Origin of the sequence: Streptomyces sp. DSM 41931 (genome assembly GCF_050271085.1) — a bacterium.
Taxonomy (GTDB): domain Bacteria; phylum Actinomycetota; class Actinomycetes; order Streptomycetales; family Streptomycetaceae; genus Streptomyces; species Streptomyces albogriseolus.
The window spans coordinates 1,274,755-1,291,323 of sequence record NZ_CP189902.1; the positions used below are offsets into that span (position 1 = coordinate 1,274,755).

Below are 16,569 nucleotides of genomic sequence, written 5' to 3' on the forward strand. Positions count from 1 at the left end.
TTCGACGACGCCGAAGTGACCGGATTACAGGTGCAGGTGTGACGGAGGTGCAGGACGATGGCCGGTTTCCGGAGTCTGGCGAGACAGGTCCGAGATCCCCGGTGCGATCTGGCGCTGCGGCGCTACTCGCTGCGCAAGTGCCTGGAGCGGTTCGCCCCGTACGGGCACCGGGCGACCTGGGACCACTTGTGCTCGCGGGCCGGGTTCGATCCCGAGGACCGCTCCGTCGACCCGGCGCGGCTCGTGGCCGCACTGGACGAGCTGGAGGAGGCCCGGGCGGTCTGGCTGGCGTACGAGGTGGAGTTCGCCGAGCGCCGCAGGAAGGAGAAGCACGACGGTCTGCGCAGGCCCGGCAGTGTGGACGACTGGCACCGGATGACCTGGGGAGGTTTCGGGGTCGCCTGGTGCGACGACCCGCGGGTGCACCCGACGGAGCCCCTGGCGGAGGTGCTGCGGCGGCTGATCGCCGCGCTGGAGCGTGAGCCGGGCTCGTCCTGCCCCGTGTGCGGGGGAGAAGGGCTCGTCTGGCGCCACGACCTGGATCACGAGCCCTCGGCGGGCCCGGTGTGCACGGAGTGCGGCATCCTGGTCCCGCGTCCCGTGCTGACCCCGGCGGCCCTCGCCGAGTCCCGCCGCGCGAGGCTGCTGGTCTCCGCCTGACCCGGCGGCCGACGAGGGCAACACGAAGGACGAACGACGAGCGACAGCCGCCGGTCGAGCGAGGGGCGGGTGGCGGAACGGCCGCCCGCCCCGTCAGTCGCCGGATCCCTTCTTCCGGCTCTCGGTCATGAGCCGGGACCCGGTGAGGCGCTCGCCGAAGACGTCGTCGGGGTTGGACAGCACACACCCCTCCAGTGAGAGGCAGCCGCAGCCGATGCAGTCGGTGAGGTGGTCGCGCAGCCGGTTCAGCTGCCGGATGCGCTCGTCCAGTTCGGAGCGCCACGCCTCGGAGAGCCGCGCCCAGTCGTCGCGGGTCGGTGTGCGCTCCTCGGGCAGTTCGGCGAGCGCCTCGCGGATCGTGGCGAGGGGGATGCCGACGCGCTGGGCGGCGCGGATGAAGGCGACCCGGCGCAGGGTGTCACGGGTGTAGCGGCGCTGGTTGCCGGGGGTGCGCCGGCTGCGGATCAGCCCTTTGGACTCGTAGAAGTGCAGGGCCGACACGGCGGCTCCGCTGCGGGCGGAGAGCTGGCCGACCGTGAGTTCGTGGATCTTCTCTGGAATCCGGTGCACTCCTCGAAGCCTACCGACCCCGTCCGGCGGCCGGTCCGTTGACAGGGGCCGCACGGCCGACCATGCTAAGCAGTTGCTTAGGCATGCGCACGCGGATGCGCCTGCGACTACGTGACGCGAGAGGCCGGGACATGGCAGAGCCGAGGATCTTCACGTCCGTCGACGACCTGAAGGCGGCGGTGGGCGAGCAGCTGGGGTACACCGACTGGCTGGAGGTCGACCAGAAGCGGATCGACCTGTTCGCCGAGGCCACCGGTGACCACCAGTGGATCCATGTGGACCCGGAGAAGGCCGCGGCGGGACCGTTCGGCACGACCATCGCGCACGGCTATCTGACGCTGTCGCTGCTGCCGCTGTTCGGCCCCCAGCTGATGTCCGTCGAGGGCGTGAAGATGGGCGTCAACTACGGCACGAACAAGGTGCGCTTCCCCGCCCCCGTCCCGGTCGGCTCGCGGCTGCGCGCCACCGCGAGGATCAGCGCCGTGGACGAGGTGCCGGGCGGCGTGCAGGTGGCCACCGCCTTCACCGTGGAGCGTGAGGGCGGCGACAAGCCGGTGTGCGTGGCCGAGTCGGTGGCCCGCTACTACCTCTAGACGGACCCGGTGTTCCCGGCCCCCACCATGCGGAGCACGAGGTCGGCGTAGAGCGCGCCGACCTGCTCCGGGGTGCGGGACCCGTCGACGTTGAACCAGCGGGCCACGTCGATGCACAGGGAGAGCACGGCGAGCGTGGTGCCCGGCACGTCCGGGACGTCGAACTCGCCGGAGCGGACGCCGTCCTCGATGATGCCGCGCACCTCGGCGTCGACCTGGCGGCGCAGGCCGACGATCTCCGCGCGGGCGTCGGGGCCCAGCGAGTCGAGTTCGTACTGCACGACCCTGGCGGTGGTGCGGCCGCGCGCGTGCCAGCGGACGAAGGAGCTGACCGCGTCGGCGAGCCGCTCGGTGGCGGTGCCCTCGCCGCGGGACGCGGTGCGCAGGATGTCCAGCGCCTTCTCGTGCCCGATGCGGCTGATGCGGTGGAGCAGCTCTTCCTTGGTCTTGTAGTGGATGTAGAGCGCGGCCGGGCTCATCCCGGCGCGGCCCGCGATGTCGCGGGTCGTCGTGGCGTGGTAGCCGCGCTCCGCGAAGGCCTCCACGGCGGCGAGCAGCAGCCGCCGGGCCGCGTCGGGCGTGACCTCACCCCACGGCTGCGCCTCACCGCCGGCCGTCTCCTCCGCCGTACTCATCGCTCACCCCATTCGCTGGCAGGGTCGCCATCCTACCGGCAAGGGTGAGCGAGCGCTTAGCGTGCCTACGGGCGCTGTGGGATCCGCGCCGCGGCCCCCGGCGCGGCCCCGCTCCGCCCACCGCCCGCAGGCGCGGCCCTCACAGCTTCTGCAGCGGGTCGTAATCGGCCAGCATCTTCTCCAGCCGCGCCTGGTCGACCCGGTTCACGATCTGCCCCGCCTCCTGGCGGTCGCGGATGACCTTGGCCAGGGTGAACGCGGACGTGACCAGGTACAGGACCGCGATCCCCAGGAAGGCGCGGACCCAGGCGTCGGTCTCCAGGTTGAAGATGCCGACCGCGGTGGCCCCCAGGGCCACTCCGAAGGACGCCACGGCCTGACCGTAGAAGGCCGCCGTGCTCTGCTGCTTGACCGGTGTCTCGCTCATGCGGAACAGGATCGGCGGATGCGGCCGCGGCCACATCCGCCGGGGTACTCATGCCGTACTCAGTTCGACGGCCCGGTCCTCAGAACGCCGAGACCCCCGTCAGCGCCCGCCCGATGACCAGCTTCTGTATCTGGCTGGTGCCTTCGTAGAGCGTCATGACCCGCGCGTCGCGCAGCAGCTTCCCCGCCGGGTACTCGTCGATGTAGCCGTACCCGCCGAACACCTGCAGCGCGTTGTTCGCGGCCCGCACCGCCGCCTCCGACGCGAACAGCTTCGCCTTGGACGACTCCACGGCGAACGGCTTCCCCCGGTCGATCAGATCGGCGACCCGCCAGGTGAGCAGCCGTGCCGCGTCCACGTCGACAGCGATGTCACTGATCAGCTCCTGGACCAGCTGGTGCCCGGCGATCGGCTTGCCGAACTGCTCCCGCTCCCCCGCGTAGGCCACCGCCGCGTCCAGCGCGGCCTGGGCGATGCCGACACACCCCGCGGCCACCGACATCCGCCCCTTCGCCAGGGCGGACATGGCGACCGAGAACCCCTTCCCCTCCTCGCCCAGCCTCGCGGACGCGGGCACCCGCACCCCGTCCAGCACCAGCTCGGCCGTGGCCTGCCCCCGCAACCCCAGCTTCCCGTGCACGGCACGGCGGGTCAGGCCGGGCGTGTCCGTGGGCACGAGGAACGCGGAGACCCCCTTGTGCCCCGGTGCGTCCGTGGAGCGCGCGAACAGCAGCACCACGTCCGCCCACGTCCCGTTCGTGATGAACATCTTCGCGCCGTCGACGACGTACTCGTCACCGGCCCGCACCGCCCGCGTGGCGAGCTGTCCCGCGTCGGAGCCGGTCCCCGGCTCGGTCAGCCCGAAGCAGCCGACGAGCGCACCGGAGGTGAGCCCCGGCAGCCAGGTCCGCTTCTGCTCCTCGGTCCCCCAGGCGGCGATCGTCTTGGCGACCAGCCCGAGGGAGACGGAGACGATGCCGCGGACGGAGGAGTCACCGCGCCCCAGCTCCTCGGTGACCAGGCAGTACGCGAGGTGGTCGCCGCCGGACCCGCCGTACTCCTCGTCGATCGTCAGCCCGAGGAAGCCGACCTCGCCGAGCTTCTTCACGATGCCCCGGTCGACCTCCTCCGCGCGGTCCCAGGCGGCGGCGTACGGCGTGACCTCGCGCCGCACGAAGTCCCGGGCGAGCCGGGACACGGCCTCCTGCTCGTCACTCAGCTCCAGGTCCATCCCGAGTCACCCCATGCGAATGTGAGACGCGCGTGATCGTACACACGTTAATTAGCACTGCTAGTTTACTGTCGCAGCCCTACTATGTGCGCCATGGCCCGACCGCGCAAGCCCTTGCTCAGCACCGACCGGATCGTGGAGACGGCGCGTGCGCTGGTGGACGCGGAAGGGCTGGCGGCGGTCTCCACCCGCCGGCTCGCCGCCGAGCTGGGGGTCAGCGGGCCGTCGCTCTACAACCACTTCCGCACCAAGGACGAGATCCTGGAGGCGGTGGCGGACTCGGTGAGCGCGCAGGTCGACCTGTCGATGTTCGAGGACGGCCGGGACTGGCGGACGGCGCTGCACGACTGGGCGGTGTCCTACCGCAACGCGCTGCGCGACCACCCCAACATCGTCCCGGTGCTGGCCCGCGGCCCCGGCCGGCGCCCCGCGGCGCTGCGGCTGGCCGACGCGGCCTACGGAGCGATGGTCGAGGCGGGCTGGCCGCCCGCGCAGGCCACGTCCATCGGCGCGCTGATGCGCTACTTCATCATGGGCTCGGCGCTCGGCTCCTTCGCCGGAGGCTTCGTGGACGACGCGAGCGCCTACGACCCCGCGGACTACCCGCACCTCGGCCAGGCGCATCTCCTCGCGGAACAGCAGGAGAAGATCGACGAACGCGCCTTCGAGACGGGTCTGACGGCCCTGCTGGACGGCCTGGCCCTGCAGTTCGAGCAGGTACGGCAACGCGCCTGACCGCGCCCGGACCGGCGGGCGCGCCGCCGGGGCGGAACCGGCACCGTGGATCCGCGCTTCCGACCGCCGTGCGGCCCGGCGGGGGTCGCTCGCGCAGTTCCCCGCGCCCCTGAGGGCGTCCCCGACGCCCCGCGCACCGGACCGGCACCGGCCCTGGACTCACCCCGCGGACGCCACCGTCCGCACTCCGCACGGTTCGGCGGCCGCGCCGCCAGGGCGGAACCGGCACCGTGGATCCGCTTCCGGCCGCCGTGCGGCCCGGCGGGGGTCGCTCGCGCAGTTCCCCGCGCCCCTGAGGGCGTCCCCGACGCCCCGCGCACCGGACCGGCACCGGCCCTGGACTCACCCCGCGGACGCCGCCGTCCGCGCTCCCGCACGGTTCGGCGGTCGCCGAACCGTTCCTGCCGCATGCTGGAGGGCATGACCTCCAAGGACCCCAGGGCGGGCGCCCTCGCGCGGCTCGCCGCACTGGCCGCGGACGAGACGCGGGCCGCGTGTCTGCTCGCGCTGCTGGACGGGCGGGCCTGGACGGCGGGTGAGCTGGCCCGGCACTGCGGGGTCGCCGCGTCCACGCTCAGCGAGCACCTGGGCAAGCTGGTCGGCGGCGGACTGCTGACCGAGGAGCGGCAGGGCCGGCACCGGTACGTGCGGCTGGCGGACGCCCGGGTCGCCCAGCTCGTGGAGGACCTCACGGCGCAGCTCGCCCCGGACGCCGCCGAACCGCCGCGCGGGCTGCGGCAGTCGGGCGCGGGCTCCGCGATGGCACGCGGCCGCACCTGCTACGACCATCTCGCCGGGCGGCTCGGGATCGCCGTCACGGACGCCCTCACCGCGCGGGGGCTCCTGCGCCAGGACACCGGGTTCGCACTCACCGACGCGGGGCTGGACTGGTTCGGCGCGCTCGGCGTGGACCTCGACGGGCGGGGCCGGCGCCCGCTCGCCCGCGCCTGCCTGGACTGGACGGAACGCCGCCCCCACCTGGCCGGGGCGGCGGGCGCGGCCCTGTGCCGGCACCTCCTGGAGCGGGGCTGGTGCGTACGGATCGGCTCCGGACGCGCCGTGAAGGTGACCGGCACCGGGGAGCAGGCGCTCACGGACCTCCTGGGGATCGACACGGCGGCGCTGCGCTGAGACCCCGAGGCGCGCCCCTCAGTCCAGCGCGTGCGCCCGGCACGTGCGCAGGATCTCGTCGGACAGTTCCGGTTCGACATGCCGCACCGCCCGCGCCAGCACCATCGCGCCGACCATCCGGCTGAGCAGCAGCACTGCCCGCTCCCGCGCCTCCTCCGGAGTGATCTCGCCACCCTCCCCCTCACGCGCGAACTCCCCCGCGAATCCGGCGAGGTAGCCCTCCACCCCGGCCGCGTACGAGCGCTGCACCTCCTCGGTGTGCCGTCCGGCGTCGATGACCAGGGAGGCGGAGGGGCAGCCGCCGTCGGGGGCGTCGCGGTGCTCGGCGGAGAGGTAGTCCTCCACCACCCGCCGCAGGGGCGGCCCGGCGGGCACGTCGCCCTCCTCGACGGCCTGCCTCAGCACGCCCAGTGAGGCCGCGAACGAGGCGTTGCAGACCTCGGCGGCCAGGTCGTCCTTGGACGCGAAGTGGTTGTAGAAGCCGCCGTGGGTGAGGCCCGCCTCCTTCATCAGGTCGGCGATCCCGACGGCGTCGATGCCCTGCGCACGGAACATGCGTCCGGCCGCCTCGACGATGTTCTGCCGGTTCCTGGCCTTCTCTTCCCTGGTGATCCGCGGCATGCCCGCCCTCCCGCTCCGACGCTGTTTGACGTTTTCAAGGTTACCCCTCATCATTATTTTAATGTCGATCATCATTAAAAGGTGGTGAGCAGTCATGCGCTCCGTCGTGCACACCCGCCGAGGGGACCCCGCCGAGGTCCTCGAACTGCGGGAGGAACCCGGCCGGCCGCGGCCCGGCGCCGGGGAGGTGCTGGTCCGTCTTCGGGTCAGGCCCGTCCATCCGGGCGATCTGGTCGCCGTGGAGGGCGGTCTGCCGGGCCTCCCGGACCAGCGGTCGAAGCCCCGGATCCCCGGCGTGGAGGGGATGGGCGTCGTCGAGAGCGCCGGCGCGGACGTGCGGACGCCGCGGCCCGGTCGGCGCGTCGCGGTGTTCCCTGCGCCGGGCGCCTGGGCCGAGTACGTGGTGGTCCCGGCCGAGCGCGCCGTGCCGGTGCCGGACGAGGTCGGGGACGACACCGCGGCGCTGATGCTGGTCAACCCGCTGACGCTGGTCATGCTGCACCGGGCGGTGGAGCAGGCCCTGGACGGGCACGACGGCCCGGTCGTGCAGACCGCCGCCGGCTCCTCCGTCGGCCGGCTCGTCGCCGCGCGCGCCGAGCGGCACGGTCTGCGCCTGGTCAATCTCGTACGGAGCACGGCCGGGGCGCGGAAGATGCGGGAGCTGTTCCCCGCGCAGCCCGTGATCGTCACGTCGGACGCCGGCTGGCGGGAGCAGGTGCGCCGCGCGACCGGCGGCGAGGGCGCGCGGGCCGTCCTGGACTGCGTCGGCGGCTCCCTCACCGAGGACCTCGCCGGCCTGCTCGCCGACGGCGGCACCCTGATCAGCTACGGCCGGCTCGGCTCCGGCGCCACCACGCTGGACGACCTGCCGCTCGTCAACCGGGGCTTGACGATCCGGGGCGTGACCATATGGCACTGGACGGAGCGCACCCCTGAACAGCGGGCGGAGGACCTCGCCTTCGCCGTGGACCTGGCGCGCACCTCCCCGGAGCTGCTGGAGGTCGCGGCCCGCTACGACCTGGCCGACGTCAGGGCCGCCGTGGAACACGCCCGCCGCCCGGGCAAGAGCGGCACCGTGCTGCTCACCTCGCCGCCCGGGACCGGGGGTGTGCGATGAGGATCGGCATGCTCGGCGCCGGAACCGTCGCCCGGGCCCTCGCCCGGCACGCGATCCGCCAGGGCCACGAGGTCGTCCTCAGCAACAGCCGCGGCCCCGCCTCGCTCACCCCGCTGGTGCGGGAACTCGGCCCGCTGGCCGGTGCCGCGACCCCGGCGGAGGCGGCCGCCGCCGACCTCGTCGTGCTCGCGGTCGGCTGGCCCCGCGTGCCGGAGGTCGCCGCCGCGCTCCCCCGCCTGGACGGCACCGTGGTCGTCGACGCCACCAACCAGTTCGCGTCCCTTCCCCCGAACCCGAGGATCGCCGACCTGGGCGACCTCACGGGCAGCGAGTACGTGGCCTCCCTGCTGCCGGGCGCGCGCGTGGTGAAGGCGTTCAACGCCCTCTTCGCGCAGTACATCGCGGCCGACCCGCGCCACGCGGCCGGACGGCAGGTGCTGTTCCTCGCCGGCGACGACCCGGACGCCAAGCGGACCGTCGAGCGCCTGGCCGGCTCTTTCGGCTTCGCGCCCGTCGACCTCGGCCCGCTCCGCGAGGGCGGCCGTCTGATCCAGCTCGGCGGACCGCTGTCGGGGCTGCACGTCCTCAAGCAGGACTGATCCGCCCTCGGACGCAGTGCCCCGCCCGGCGCGGCGCCCCTCCCTCCCTCACTCCCCTCACCCGAGAAAGAGATTCCTCATGTCCGACACCGCCTCCCAGCCCCTCCTCCGGCCCGTCCGCCTGGGCGCGCTCGAGCTGCCCAACCGGGTCGTCATGGCGCCCATGACCCGCGCCCGGGCCACCAATCCGGAGCTGGTCCCGACCGCCCTGCACGCCGCGTACTACACCCAGCGGGCGAGCGCCGGGCTGATCGTCAGCGAGGGGACCTGGGTCGGCCCGGACGCCATCGGCTACGTCCACGTCCCCGGCATCTACACCGAGGCGCAGACCGCCGGCTGGGCCGCGGTCACCGACGCCGTGCACGCGGCGGGCGGCAGGATCGTCTCGCAGATCGGCCATCTCGGAGCCGTCTCCCACCCGGACCACCTCGACGGCCGGCTCCCCGTGGGGCCGTCGGCGGTCAACCCCCACGAGATGTCGTTCACCCCCGACGGCCCGAAGGAGACGGTCACGCCCCGCGCCCTGACCGCCGCGGAGATCGCCGCCACCCTCGACGACTACCGCCGGGCCGCCGAGAACGCCCGGCGCGCCGGGTTCGACGGCCTGGAGATCCACGCGCAGGGCAACCAGTTCATCGCCCAGTTCCTCAGTCCCCGTCTCAACCGGCGCACCGACGCCTACGGCGGCAGCGCGGAGAACCGGGCGCGCCTCCTCCTCGACATCGTGGAGACCGTCACCGAGGTGTGGGGCTCCGGCCGGGTGGGCGTGAAGCTCTCCCCGTACTGGCGGAGCGGGACCGCCTTCACCGCGGACGACGAGGTGCTCGCCGACTACGACCAGGTGCTGAAGCGGCTCGGGGACTGCGACCTGGCCTATCTCCACCTGGTCGGCCCGGAGGCGGGCGCGGGCGTGGACGACACGCTCACCGCGTTCAGCCGCTTCCGCGCGCACTACCGGGGCGCGGTCGTCGCCAACCTCGGGTTCACGCGGGAGAGCGGCAACGACCTGATCGCGCGGGGACTGGCCGACGCGGTGTCCTTCGGGGCGCCGTACATCGCCAATCCCGACCTGGTGGAGCGGTTCGGCCACGGCCTTCCGCTCGCCGAGGGCGACCGTGACACGTACTACTCGGGCGGCGAGCGGGGGTACACCGACTACCCCGCCGCCGGTCGGCCGTAGGGCGCCCCGACGGCGCCGCGGCCGCCCCCTTCACCGGCTTGAGGGCGGGGGCGGGTGCGGCGCCGTGGGGATTGTTCGCGCGGTTCCCCGCGCCCCTGGGGGCGCGTCCGCACCGCATGGCTAGAAGACCACCAGGGCGCGGCCTCCCTTGCCGGCGATCATGGTGTCGAAGGCGGCCGGGATGCCGTCCAGGGTGATCCGGTCGGTGACCAGGGCGCCCAGGTCGAAGGCGCCGGAGCGGATGTGCGCGGCGAGGACCGGCAGGTCGCGGGCCGGGTCGGAGTTGCCGTAGACGCAGCCGGCGAGGGTGCGGCCCCAGTGGAAGATCTCCAGGGCGTTGAAGGAGACCTTCTCCTCCTTGCCGCCGATGCCGACGACCGTGGTGCGTCCACCGCGCCGGGTGGACTCCCAGGCGGTGCGGATGGTGCTCGCCCGGCCGACGCACTCCACCGCGACGTCCACCCCCTGCTTCCCGGTGAGGGCGCGGATCTGGCGGGCGGTGGTGTCGGAGGCGACGACGTACTCGGTGGCGCCCGCCGCGCGGGCCAGTTCCTCCTTCTCCGGGGACACGTCCACGGCGACGACCGTGGCGGCGCCCGCGATCCGGGCCGACTGGAGCGCGGCGAGTCCCACTCCCCCGACGCCGAACACGGCGACGCTCTCGCCGGCGCGGACGCGGGCGGAGTGGTGGACCGCGCCGTAGCCGGTGAGGACGGCGCAGCCCAGCAGGGCGGCGTCGGCGAGGGGGACGCCGTCCGGGGCGGGCAGCACGCAGGCGCCGGGCACCACGGTCTCCTCGGCGAACGCGGCCACGTTCAGGCCGGGGTGCAGGGCGGTGCCGTCGTCGGCGCGGCGGGCGTGCACCCGCGCGGCGCCGTCCAGGGCGTGCGCGCACAGCCAGACCTCGCCGCGCCCGCAGGCGGGGCAGGTACCGCAGGAGGGCGCCCAGTTGAGGACGACGCCGTCGCCGGGTGCGACATGGGTGACGTCCTCGCCGACGGCGACGACGGTGCCGGCGCCCTCGTGGCCGAGGATCGCCGGGACGGGCACGCGCATGGTGCCGTCGGACAGGGACAGGTCGGAGTGGCACACCCCGGCGGCGGCGAGGCGGACGCGCACCTCGCCGGGTCCGGGGTCGGGCAGGTCGACGCCGGTGATCTCCAGCGGGGCGCCGACGGCGGGCAGAACGGCGGCTCGTACGGCCATGAGGGTCTCGACTCCCCTAGAACTGGAGGGACTTGGTCTGCACGTACTCGGTCAGGCCGTGCACGCCGAGTTCACGGCCCACGCCCGACTGCTTGTAACCCCCGAAGGGGGCCAGCGGGTTGAACCGGCCGCCGTTGATGTCGACCTGGCCGGTGTCCATACGGCGGGCGAAGGCGACGGCCTCCGACTCGTCACCGGCCCAGACGGCTCCGGCCAGGCCGTAGACGGTGCCGTTGGCGATGCGCAGGGCGTCCTCCTCGTCCTCGTAGCGCAGCACGCACAGCACGGGGCCGAAGATCTCCTCCTGCGCGACGGTCATGTCCGGGGTGACGTCGGCGAGGACGGTGGGGCTGACGTACCAGCCCTGCGGGCGCGGGGCCTCGGGGCCGCCCGCGGCGAGGCGGGCGCCCTCGGCGACGCCCTTCTCGATGTAGCCGCGCACGCGGTCCCGCTGCCGGGCGCTGACCAGGGGGCCGATGCGGTCGCCGTACTTGGCGGCGGCCGCCGCGGCCAGCTCCACGGCCTCGTCGTACCGGTCGCGGTGGACCAGCATGCGGGTCCAGGCGCTGCACGTCTGGCCGGAGTTGGACATCACGTTGGCGACGCCGACGTTGACGGCGCGGGCCAGGTCGGCGCTGGGCAGGACGACGTTGGCGGACTTGCCGCCGAGTTCCAGGGCGACCCGCTTCACCATGCCGGCGGCGATCGCGCCGATCCGGCGGCCGACGGCGGTGGAGCCGGTGAAGGAGAGCAGGTCGACACCGGGGTGCTCGGCGAGCGCCTGTCCGGCCACCGGACCGAGGCCGGTGACCAGGTTGAACACACCCGCCGGAACGCCGGCCTCGTGCACGCACTCGGCGAAGATCCGGGCGACCAGCGGGGTGTTCTCGGCGGGTTTCACCACGATCGTGCAGCCGGCGGCGAGGGCGGGGGCGGCCTTGGCGACGATCTGGTGCAGCGGGTAGTTCCACGGGGTGATCGCACCGACCACGCCGGCCGGTTCGTGGAACACGGTCGAGTTGCCGATCCTCTCCTCGAAGGAGTACGTCGCGGCCAGCTCGGCGTACGATCCGGCGACCGCGACCGGCACGCCGGCGTGGACGGTCCGGGCGAGCTGCTCGGGCGCGCCGAGTTCCGCGGTGACCGTCGCGGCGATCTCGTCCTGGCGGGCGTGCAGCTGGTCCCGCAGCGCGGTGAGGCGGGCCGCGCGCTCGGCGGGCGGGGTGGCGGCCCAGGCCGGGAGGGCGGCGCGGGCGGCGCGCACGGCGGCGTCGACGTCCTCCACGGTGCCCGCGGGGACGGTGGCGATCACCTGTTCGTCCGCCGGGTCGACGACCTCGATCACGTCGGGGCCGGCGGCCGGGCGCCAGGCGCCGTCGATGTACATGCCGTCGTATGCCTTCATCGCGGTTCCTCCGGGGCGGGGGCGTCCTGTGCGGACACCTAAACTAGCGATGTTAGTTTTTTCGCGCCAGGGGGTCACCGCCTGCCGTGCTCACTCCTCCAGGCCGGGCAGCCGGTCCGGGCGGGGGCAGATCCGCTGACCGTGCTGGTCGAAGACGAACAGGTGGGCGAGGTCGACCAGGAGCGGCACCTGCATGCCGTGCCGGAGCCGGATGTCGGGCGTGGTGCGGACGATGAGGTCGCCGGGGAGCCGGTGCTCGGCGGAGGCGGGGGCGGACAGCGCGCCTGCGGGGTCCGGACGCCCGGGTCCGTCCAGCGTGGCCACGGCGCCCGTGCGCGCGGAGTGTGCGCGGAGGGCGCCCGCGCGCTCCCGGAGGCGGTCCAGCACGGTGCCGCCCTCGCGGCGGCGGCGCCGGACAGCCGGACGGCCGGGGGCCGGGCGCGGGGCCTCCAGCTCGGGGACGACGGCGGCGCGGGAGCCGGTGTCGAAGTGCACCAGCACCTCGTGGCCCTGGAACTCCAGGTGCTCCACCAGGCCGGTGAGGGGCACCTCGCCGGGGCGCGCGGCGGACGGCTTGGCGATCCGCACGGCCTCGGAGCGCAGGCCCACGATGACCTCGCGGCCCTGCTGCACCCGCAGCAACTGGTGGTCCAGGGACAGCGGTTCGGGCAGCCGCAGGAACTGCTTGCCGAGACTGACGGTCATCGCGCCGTCCAGCGGGGCGCGGACCAGGCCGCGCAGCAGATTGATGCGCGGGGTGCCGATGAACGCGGCGACGAAGACGTTCTCCGGCAGGGAGTACACCGTGCGGGGCGTGCCGACCTGCTGGAGGACGCCGCCGCGCAGCACGGCGACCCGGTCGCCGAGCGACATCGCCTCGGACTGGTCGTGGGTGACGTAGACGGTGGTGACCCCCAACTGCCGTGTCAGCTGGGAGATTTCCGCGCGGACGTGATTGCGTAGCTTGGCGTCGAGGTTGGACAGCGGCTCGTCCATCAGGAACGCGGAAGGGCGGCGGGCGATGGCCCGGCCCATCGCCACGCGCTGGCGCTCACCGCCGGAGAGCTGGGCGGGGAAACGGTCGAGGAGGTCCTCGATGCCCAGCATCCGGGCGGTGGCGTCCACCTTGGGCGACGGGTCGTCGCCGGGGGCCTCGATGCGGAGGGGGAAGCCGATGTTGTCCCGGCTGGTCATGCTCGGGTAGAGGGCGAAGTTCTGGAACACCATCGCCATGTCCCGCTCGGACGGGGGCAGGTCGTTGGCGTACTCGCCGTCGAGGAAGAGGCTGCCCTCGTCGATCTCCTCCAGGCCCGCGATCATCCGCAGCACGGTGGACTTGCCGCAGCCGGACGGGCCGAGCAGGACGAGGAACTCGCCGGGGGTGACGGCCAGGGACAGCCGGTCGACCACGCGAGCACCTCGCGTGTAGGACTTGCTCACGTCGTGCAGGGTGATGGCGCGTGTCATGAAGGGTGCCCCCGGGGGCTCATCAGGGCGCTGCTGCTCCGCGGTCGGACGCCTCGTGCGGGTCGTACGGGGCGTGTGAGTCACGGAAGCTAACGGAAAGTAGGCGGCCGGGGAAGACGGCGGACGCGATCGGGACGTTTCGTCCGCCTGGTGAGAAACCGGAGGGGACCGTTCGACACGGCCGCTCGGCTCCCCTGGTCGTCCGGTCCGCCGTCGCCGGAGGTCGAGCCGCCCCGGCGGGGGCCGTCCTGGCAGGACCGGCCCACGGGGCTCACCGCGCCCTGCGGGCCCCGCACCGGCCCCGCTCGTGCGGGACGCGCGCGGACGTGTCCGCCGCAGCCCCCTCCGGTGCGGGCCCCGCCGGTGTCCGCACCGCGACCCCCGCCGACGCCAGCAGCAGGGCGCCCAGCATCACGAACGGGGCCGCCACGCCTGCGGCTCCGGCGACCAGGCCCGCCGTCGCGGGGGCCGCGACCTGGCCCAGGCGGTTGCCGGTCAGGCGCAGGGCGAGGGCGGTGGAGCGGGCGGCGGGGGGTGCGGCCTGGACGACCGTCGTCATGGAGAGCGGCTGCCCCACGCCCAGGCAGAAGCCCAGGGCCGCGAGGACGAGCGCCAGTACGGGCACCGGCAGCGGCAGCGCGACGGCCGCGCACAGCAGCGCCGCGAGCAGGCAGGTCACCGTGAGCAGGGCCGTACGGCCGAGCAGCCGCAGCATCGGGGTGAGGACCAGCCGGCAGGCGATCGTCGCGGCGGCGCGCAGGCTGAGCAGCAGGCCGACGACGGCCGGGTCGATTCCCCGGTGCTCGCCGACCACGGGCAGGTAGGCGGTGAGGATGTCGGTCGCGGACAGCACCGCCACGCTGATCAGCAGGCCGGCCGGCACTCCCCGCGCCCGCAGGATGCCGCGTACCGGCACCCGGTCGCCCCGCGCCCTGCGGAGTTCCACCTCCCCCGGTTTCTCGACGCGCCACAGCGAGGTGAGCGCGACGGCCCCGCCCGCGCCCGCCGCGAGCAGGGCGAGGGCGCTGGTGCGGGCCATGTCCGCGCCGATCAGCGCGCCCGCCGCGACCGGCCCGGCGAGCTGCCCCAGCGAGGCGCCGATGGTGAAGTGCCCGAAGTTGCGGTCCTGTTCGTGCGGCGCGGACCGGCGGGCGACGAGCGACTGCGCCCCGATGACGAAGCACAGGTGTCCGAGGCCCATCACCCCGCTCCACAGCGCCATGGCCCACAGGGTCCCGGCGACGCCGCTGAGCGCACAGCCCGCGGAGATCAGCACGACGCCCGTCGACAGCAGCGGGGCGCAGCGGCCGTGGTCGGTGCGCCGGCCGAGCGGGACGGCGGCGAACAGCGGCAGCAGCGCGTAGACGCCGGCGATGACGCCGACCGCCCGCTCGTCCGCGCCGAGGGCCAGCGCCCGGTAGGAGACGGCGGGCCGGGCCATCGACACGGCCGCCTGCGCGAAGCCGAAGGCGATGACGAGCCGGAGCAGCCAGCCGCGGTTCCCGCCGGGCGTCATGACGAAGTCCTTCCTGGGACGGGGGGCCGAGGTGCGGCGCGGTCAGATCGTGCCGAAGAGGATCCCGGCCGCGAGGATCAGCAGGCAGGTGAGCGCCGCCCACTTGACCACGAACCGGGTGTGGTCGCCGAACTCGACCCGGGCCATGCCGACGAGGACGTACACCGCCGGGACGAGCGGGCTGGACATGTGCAGCGGCTGGCCGACGAGGGAGGCGCGGGCCATCTCCAGCGGGGTGACGCCGTGCGCCGCCCCGGCCTCGGCGAGCACGGGCAGGACGCCGAAGTAGAAGCCGTCGTTGGACATGAAGTAGGTGAGCGGCAGGCTCAGCACGCCGGTGACGAGGGCCATGTGCGGGCCCAGTCCCTCGGGGACGGTGTCGACCAGCCAGCCGGCCATGTGGTCGACCATGCCGGTGCCCTGGAGGACGCCGGTGAAGACGGCGGCGGCGAAGACCATGCCGGAGACGTTGAGCACGTTGTCGGCGTGGGCGGCGATACGGGCCTTCTGGTCGGGCAGGCGCGGGTAGTTGACGGAGAGGGCGAGCGCGGCGCCGAGCAGGAACAGCACCGGGATGGGCAGCAGCTCCAGGATCATCGCGGTGAGCAGGACGCCGGTGAGCAGCGCGTTGAACCAGTAGAGGCGCGGCCGCAGGGTGGGCCGGTCCGGGTCGAGGCCCTTGAGGAGGTCCTCGTCGTCGTCCCCGCCGTGCACGCGGTCCACGTGGTCCGTGCCGCCGCCGACGGGTCGCTTCCGGGGACGCGCGGGGCCGGCAGCGGCGCCCGCGCCGACCAGCACCGCCTCCTTCGCCCCGACGGACTCCTCGTCCTCGATCCGCAACGCGCCCAGGCGCCTGCGCTCCCGCAGGCCCAGCACGTAGGCGAGGCCGAGGACGCCCAGCAGGCCGACCAGCAACGCGGGGATCATCGGGACGAAGATGTCCGCGGCGTCGAGCTTCAGCGCGGTGGCCGCGCGGGCCGTGGGGCCGCCCCAGGGGACGGTGTTCATGACGCCGTTGGCCATGGCGGCGACGCCGGTCATCACGACCAGGCTCATCCCCAGCCGCTTGTACAGCGGGTACATCGCCGAGACGGTGATCATGAAGGTGGTGGAGCCGTCGCCGTCCAGCGACACGATCGCGGCGAGCACGGCGGTGCCCACGACGACCCGCATCGGATCGGCCTTGCAGAAGCGGAGGATCGCGCGCACGACCGGGTCGAAGAGCCCGACGTCGATCATGACGCCGAAGTAGACGATCGCGAACATCAGCATCGCCGCCGTGGGGGCGAGGCTGGACACTCCGTCGATGACGTAGTCGCCGAGGTGGGCGCCCTTGCCGACGGCCACGCAGAACAGCGCGGGGATCAGCACGAGCGCCGCGATCGGCGACATCTTCTTCGTCATGATCAGGACCAGGAAGGTCGCGATCATGGCGAAGCCGAGGATGGTCAGCATGAATGGGACACCTAACGTTCG

Annotated in this window: 17 protein-coding genes; 7 read left to right on the forward strand and 10 right to left on the reverse strand. The window is 73.8% G+C overall.

Features of this window, described 5'->3' with window-relative positions; all coding sequences use genetic code 11:
* The first annotated feature begins 57 nt into the window (after positions 1-57).
* Positions 58-660, forward strand: a complete 603-nt coding sequence (locus ACP7TJ_RS06125; protein ID WP_093769017.1) for a hypothetical protein — start codon at positions 58-60, stop codon at positions 658-660.
* Positions 661-753: 93 nt separating this feature from the next.
* On the opposite strand, the gene soxR is transcribed toward ACP7TJ_RS06125, so the two are convergent.
* A complete protein-coding gene (gene soxR / locus ACP7TJ_RS06130; protein ID WP_093769018.1) occupies positions 754-1,230 on the reverse strand; it encodes a redox-sensitive transcriptional activator SoxR in 477 nt (158 codons plus the stop codon).
* 131 nt (positions 1,231-1,361) lie between these two features.
* Here soxR and ACP7TJ_RS06135 point away from each other — a divergent pair, with 131 nt between their 5' ends.
* The gene (locus tag ACP7TJ_RS06135; protein WP_093769019.1) at positions 1,362-1,823 is read left to right on the forward strand and encodes a MaoC family dehydratase; all 462 of its coding nucleotides are present in this window, start codon (positions 1,362-1,364) and stop codon (positions 1,821-1,823) included.
* Here the strand turns inward: ACP7TJ_RS06135 and ACP7TJ_RS06140 are convergent.
* From ACP7TJ_RS06140 to ACP7TJ_RS06150, 3 genes are all read right to left on the reverse strand, one after another.
* A complete protein-coding gene (locus tag ACP7TJ_RS06140) occupies positions 1,820-2,458 on the reverse strand; it encodes a TetR/AcrR family transcriptional regulator (protein ID WP_427762384.1) in 639 nt (212 codons plus the stop codon). The two genes, ACP7TJ_RS06135 and ACP7TJ_RS06140, sit on opposite strands and share 4 nt — an antisense overlap.
* Before the next feature lie 139 nt (positions 2,459-2,597).
* Positions 2,598-2,885, reverse strand: coding sequence for a YiaA/YiaB family inner membrane protein (locus ACP7TJ_RS06145; protein WP_093769024.1), 288 nt, complete (start codon positions 2,883-2,885; stop codon positions 2,598-2,600).
* A 79-nt stretch (positions 2,886-2,964) separates the two neighbouring features.
* A complete protein-coding gene (locus tag ACP7TJ_RS06150; RefSeq protein ID WP_093769021.1) occupies positions 2,965-4,116 on the reverse strand; it encodes an acyl-CoA dehydrogenase family protein in 1,152 nt (383 codons plus the stop codon).
* Between the two features lie 93 nt (positions 4,117-4,209).
* Here ACP7TJ_RS06150 and ACP7TJ_RS06155 point away from each other — a divergent pair, with 93 nt between their 5' ends.
* Positions 4,210-4,851: a TetR/AcrR family transcriptional regulator gene (locus ACP7TJ_RS06155; RefSeq protein WP_093769022.1), complete on the forward strand. Its 642-nt coding sequence runs from the start codon at positions 4,210-4,212 to the stop codon at positions 4,849-4,851.
* Between the two features lie 408 nt (positions 4,852-5,259).
* Complete coding sequence (locus tag ACP7TJ_RS06160; protein ID WP_167744403.1) at positions 5,260-5,982, forward strand: ArsR/SmtB family transcription factor; 723 nt, start codon at positions 5,260-5,262, stop codon at positions 5,980-5,982.
* Between the two features lie 18 nt (positions 5,983-6,000).
* On the opposite strand, the gene ACP7TJ_RS06165 is transcribed toward ACP7TJ_RS06160, so the two are convergent.
* Positions 6,001-6,603, reverse strand: a complete 603-nt coding sequence (locus tag ACP7TJ_RS06165; RefSeq protein ID WP_167744402.1) for a TetR/AcrR family transcriptional regulator — start codon at positions 6,601-6,603, stop codon at positions 6,001-6,003.
* A 94-nt stretch (positions 6,604-6,697) separates the two neighbouring features.
* On the opposite strand from ACP7TJ_RS06165, the gene ACP7TJ_RS06170 reads away from it, so the two are divergent.
* The 3 genes from ACP7TJ_RS06170 (at position 6,698) to ACP7TJ_RS06180 (ending at position 9,499) form a co-directional block, all read left to right on the forward strand.
* Positions 6,698-7,720, forward strand: coding sequence for a zinc-binding dehydrogenase (locus ACP7TJ_RS06170; RefSeq protein WP_427762388.1), 1,023 nt, complete (start codon positions 6,698-6,700; stop codon positions 7,718-7,720).
* Positions 7,717-8,319, forward strand: coding sequence for an NADPH-dependent F420 reductase (locus tag ACP7TJ_RS06175; protein ID WP_427762390.1), 603 nt, complete (start codon positions 7,717-7,719; stop codon positions 8,317-8,319). Before ACP7TJ_RS06170 ends, ACP7TJ_RS06175 begins: the two co-directional genes overlap by 4 nt.
* 79 nt (positions 8,320-8,398) lie before the next feature.
* A complete protein-coding gene (locus ACP7TJ_RS06180) occupies positions 8,399-9,499 on the forward strand; it encodes an alkene reductase (RefSeq protein WP_367451090.1) in 1,101 nt (366 codons plus the stop codon).
* A 120-nt stretch (positions 9,500-9,619) separates the two neighbouring features.
* Here the strand turns inward: ACP7TJ_RS06180 and ACP7TJ_RS06185 are convergent, their stop codons facing one another.
* From ACP7TJ_RS06185 to ACP7TJ_RS06205, 5 genes are all read right to left on the reverse strand, one after another.
* Entirely contained in the window at positions 9,620-10,705 is a 1,086-nt protein-coding gene (locus tag ACP7TJ_RS06185; protein ID WP_367491523.1) for a Zn-dependent alcohol dehydrogenase, read from the reverse strand.
* A gap of 16 nt (positions 10,706-10,721) precedes the next feature.
* Complete coding sequence (locus tag ACP7TJ_RS06190; RefSeq protein ID WP_367451095.1) at positions 10,722-12,110, reverse strand: aldehyde dehydrogenase family protein; 1,389 nt, start codon at positions 12,108-12,110, stop codon at positions 10,722-10,724.
* 90 nt (positions 12,111-12,200) lie between these two features.
* On the reverse strand, positions 12,201-13,577 hold the full coding sequence (locus ACP7TJ_RS06195; RefSeq protein WP_427762392.1) for an ABC transporter ATP-binding protein: 1,377 nt from the start codon (positions 13,575-13,577) through the stop codon (positions 12,201-12,203).
* A 271-nt stretch (positions 13,578-13,848) separates the two neighbouring features.
* The gene (locus tag ACP7TJ_RS06200; RefSeq protein WP_427762394.1) at positions 13,849-15,093 is read right to left on the reverse strand and encodes an MFS transporter; all 1,245 of its coding nucleotides are present in this window, start codon (positions 15,091-15,093) and stop codon (positions 13,849-13,851) included.
* A gap of 42 nt (positions 15,094-15,135) precedes the next feature.
* Positions 15,136-16,548: a CitMHS family transporter gene (locus tag ACP7TJ_RS06205; RefSeq protein ID WP_266395926.1), complete on the reverse strand. Its 1,413-nt coding sequence runs from the start codon at positions 16,546-16,548 to the stop codon at positions 15,136-15,138.
* Positions 16,549-16,569 lie beyond the last annotated feature (21 nt).

Bases quoted from the DNA above. Each gene is read 5' to 3' on its own strand.
- ACP7TJ_RS06125 (WP_093769017.1), top strand. From the start codon at position 58: ATGGCCGGTTTCCGGAGTCTGGCGAGACAGGTCCGAGATCCCCGGTGC.
- ACP7TJ_RS06135 (WP_093769019.1), top strand. From the start codon at position 1,362: ATGGCAGAGCCGAGGATCTTCACGTCCGTCGACGACCTGAAGGCGGCG.
- ACP7TJ_RS06140 (WP_427762384.1), bottom strand. From the start codon at position 2,458: ATGAGTACGGCGGAGGAGACGGCCGGCGGTGAGGCGCAGCCGTGGGGT.
- ACP7TJ_RS06145 (WP_093769024.1), bottom strand. From the start codon at position 2,885: ATGAGCGAGACACCGGTCAAGCAGCAGAGCACGGCGGCCTTCTACGGT.
- ACP7TJ_RS06150 (WP_093769021.1), bottom strand. From the start codon at position 4,116: ATGGACCTGGAGCTGAGTGACGAGCAGGAGGCCGTGTCCCGGCTCGCC.
- ACP7TJ_RS06155 (WP_093769022.1), top strand. From the start codon at position 4,210: ATGGCCCGACCGCGCAAGCCCTTGCTCAGCACCGACCGGATCGTGGAG.
- ACP7TJ_RS06160 (WP_167744403.1), top strand. From the start codon at position 5,260: ATGCTGGAGGGCATGACCTCCAAGGACCCCAGGGCGGGCGCCCTCGCG.
- ACP7TJ_RS06165 (WP_167744402.1), bottom strand. From the start codon at position 6,603: ATGCCGCGGATCACCAGGGAAGAGAAGGCCAGGAACCGGCAGAACATC.
- ACP7TJ_RS06170 (WP_427762388.1), top strand. From the start codon at position 6,698: ATGCGCTCCGTCGTGCACACCCGCCGAGGGGACCCCGCCGAGGTCCTC.
- ACP7TJ_RS06175 (WP_427762390.1), top strand. From the start codon at position 7,717: ATGAGGATCGGCATGCTCGGCGCCGGAACCGTCGCCCGGGCCCTCGCC.
- ACP7TJ_RS06180 (WP_367451090.1), top strand. From the start codon at position 8,399: ATGTCCGACACCGCCTCCCAGCCCCTCCTCCGGCCCGTCCGCCTGGGC.
- ACP7TJ_RS06185 (WP_367491523.1), bottom strand. From the start codon at position 10,705: ATGGCCGTACGAGCCGCCGTTCTGCCCGCCGTCGGCGCCCCGCTGGAG.
- ACP7TJ_RS06190 (WP_367451095.1), bottom strand. From the start codon at position 12,110: ATGAAGGCATACGACGGCATGTACATCGACGGCGCCTGGCGCCCGGCC.
- ACP7TJ_RS06195 (WP_427762392.1), bottom strand. From the start codon at position 13,577: ATGACACGCGCCATCACCCTGCACGACGTGAGCAAGTCCTACACGCGA.
- ACP7TJ_RS06200 (WP_427762394.1), bottom strand. From the start codon at position 15,093: ATGACGCCCGGCGGGAACCGCGGCTGGCTGCTCCGGCTCGTCATCGCC.
- ACP7TJ_RS06205 (WP_266395926.1), bottom strand. From the start codon at position 16,548: ATGCTGACCATCCTCGGCTTCGCCATGATCGCGACCTTCCTGGTCCTG.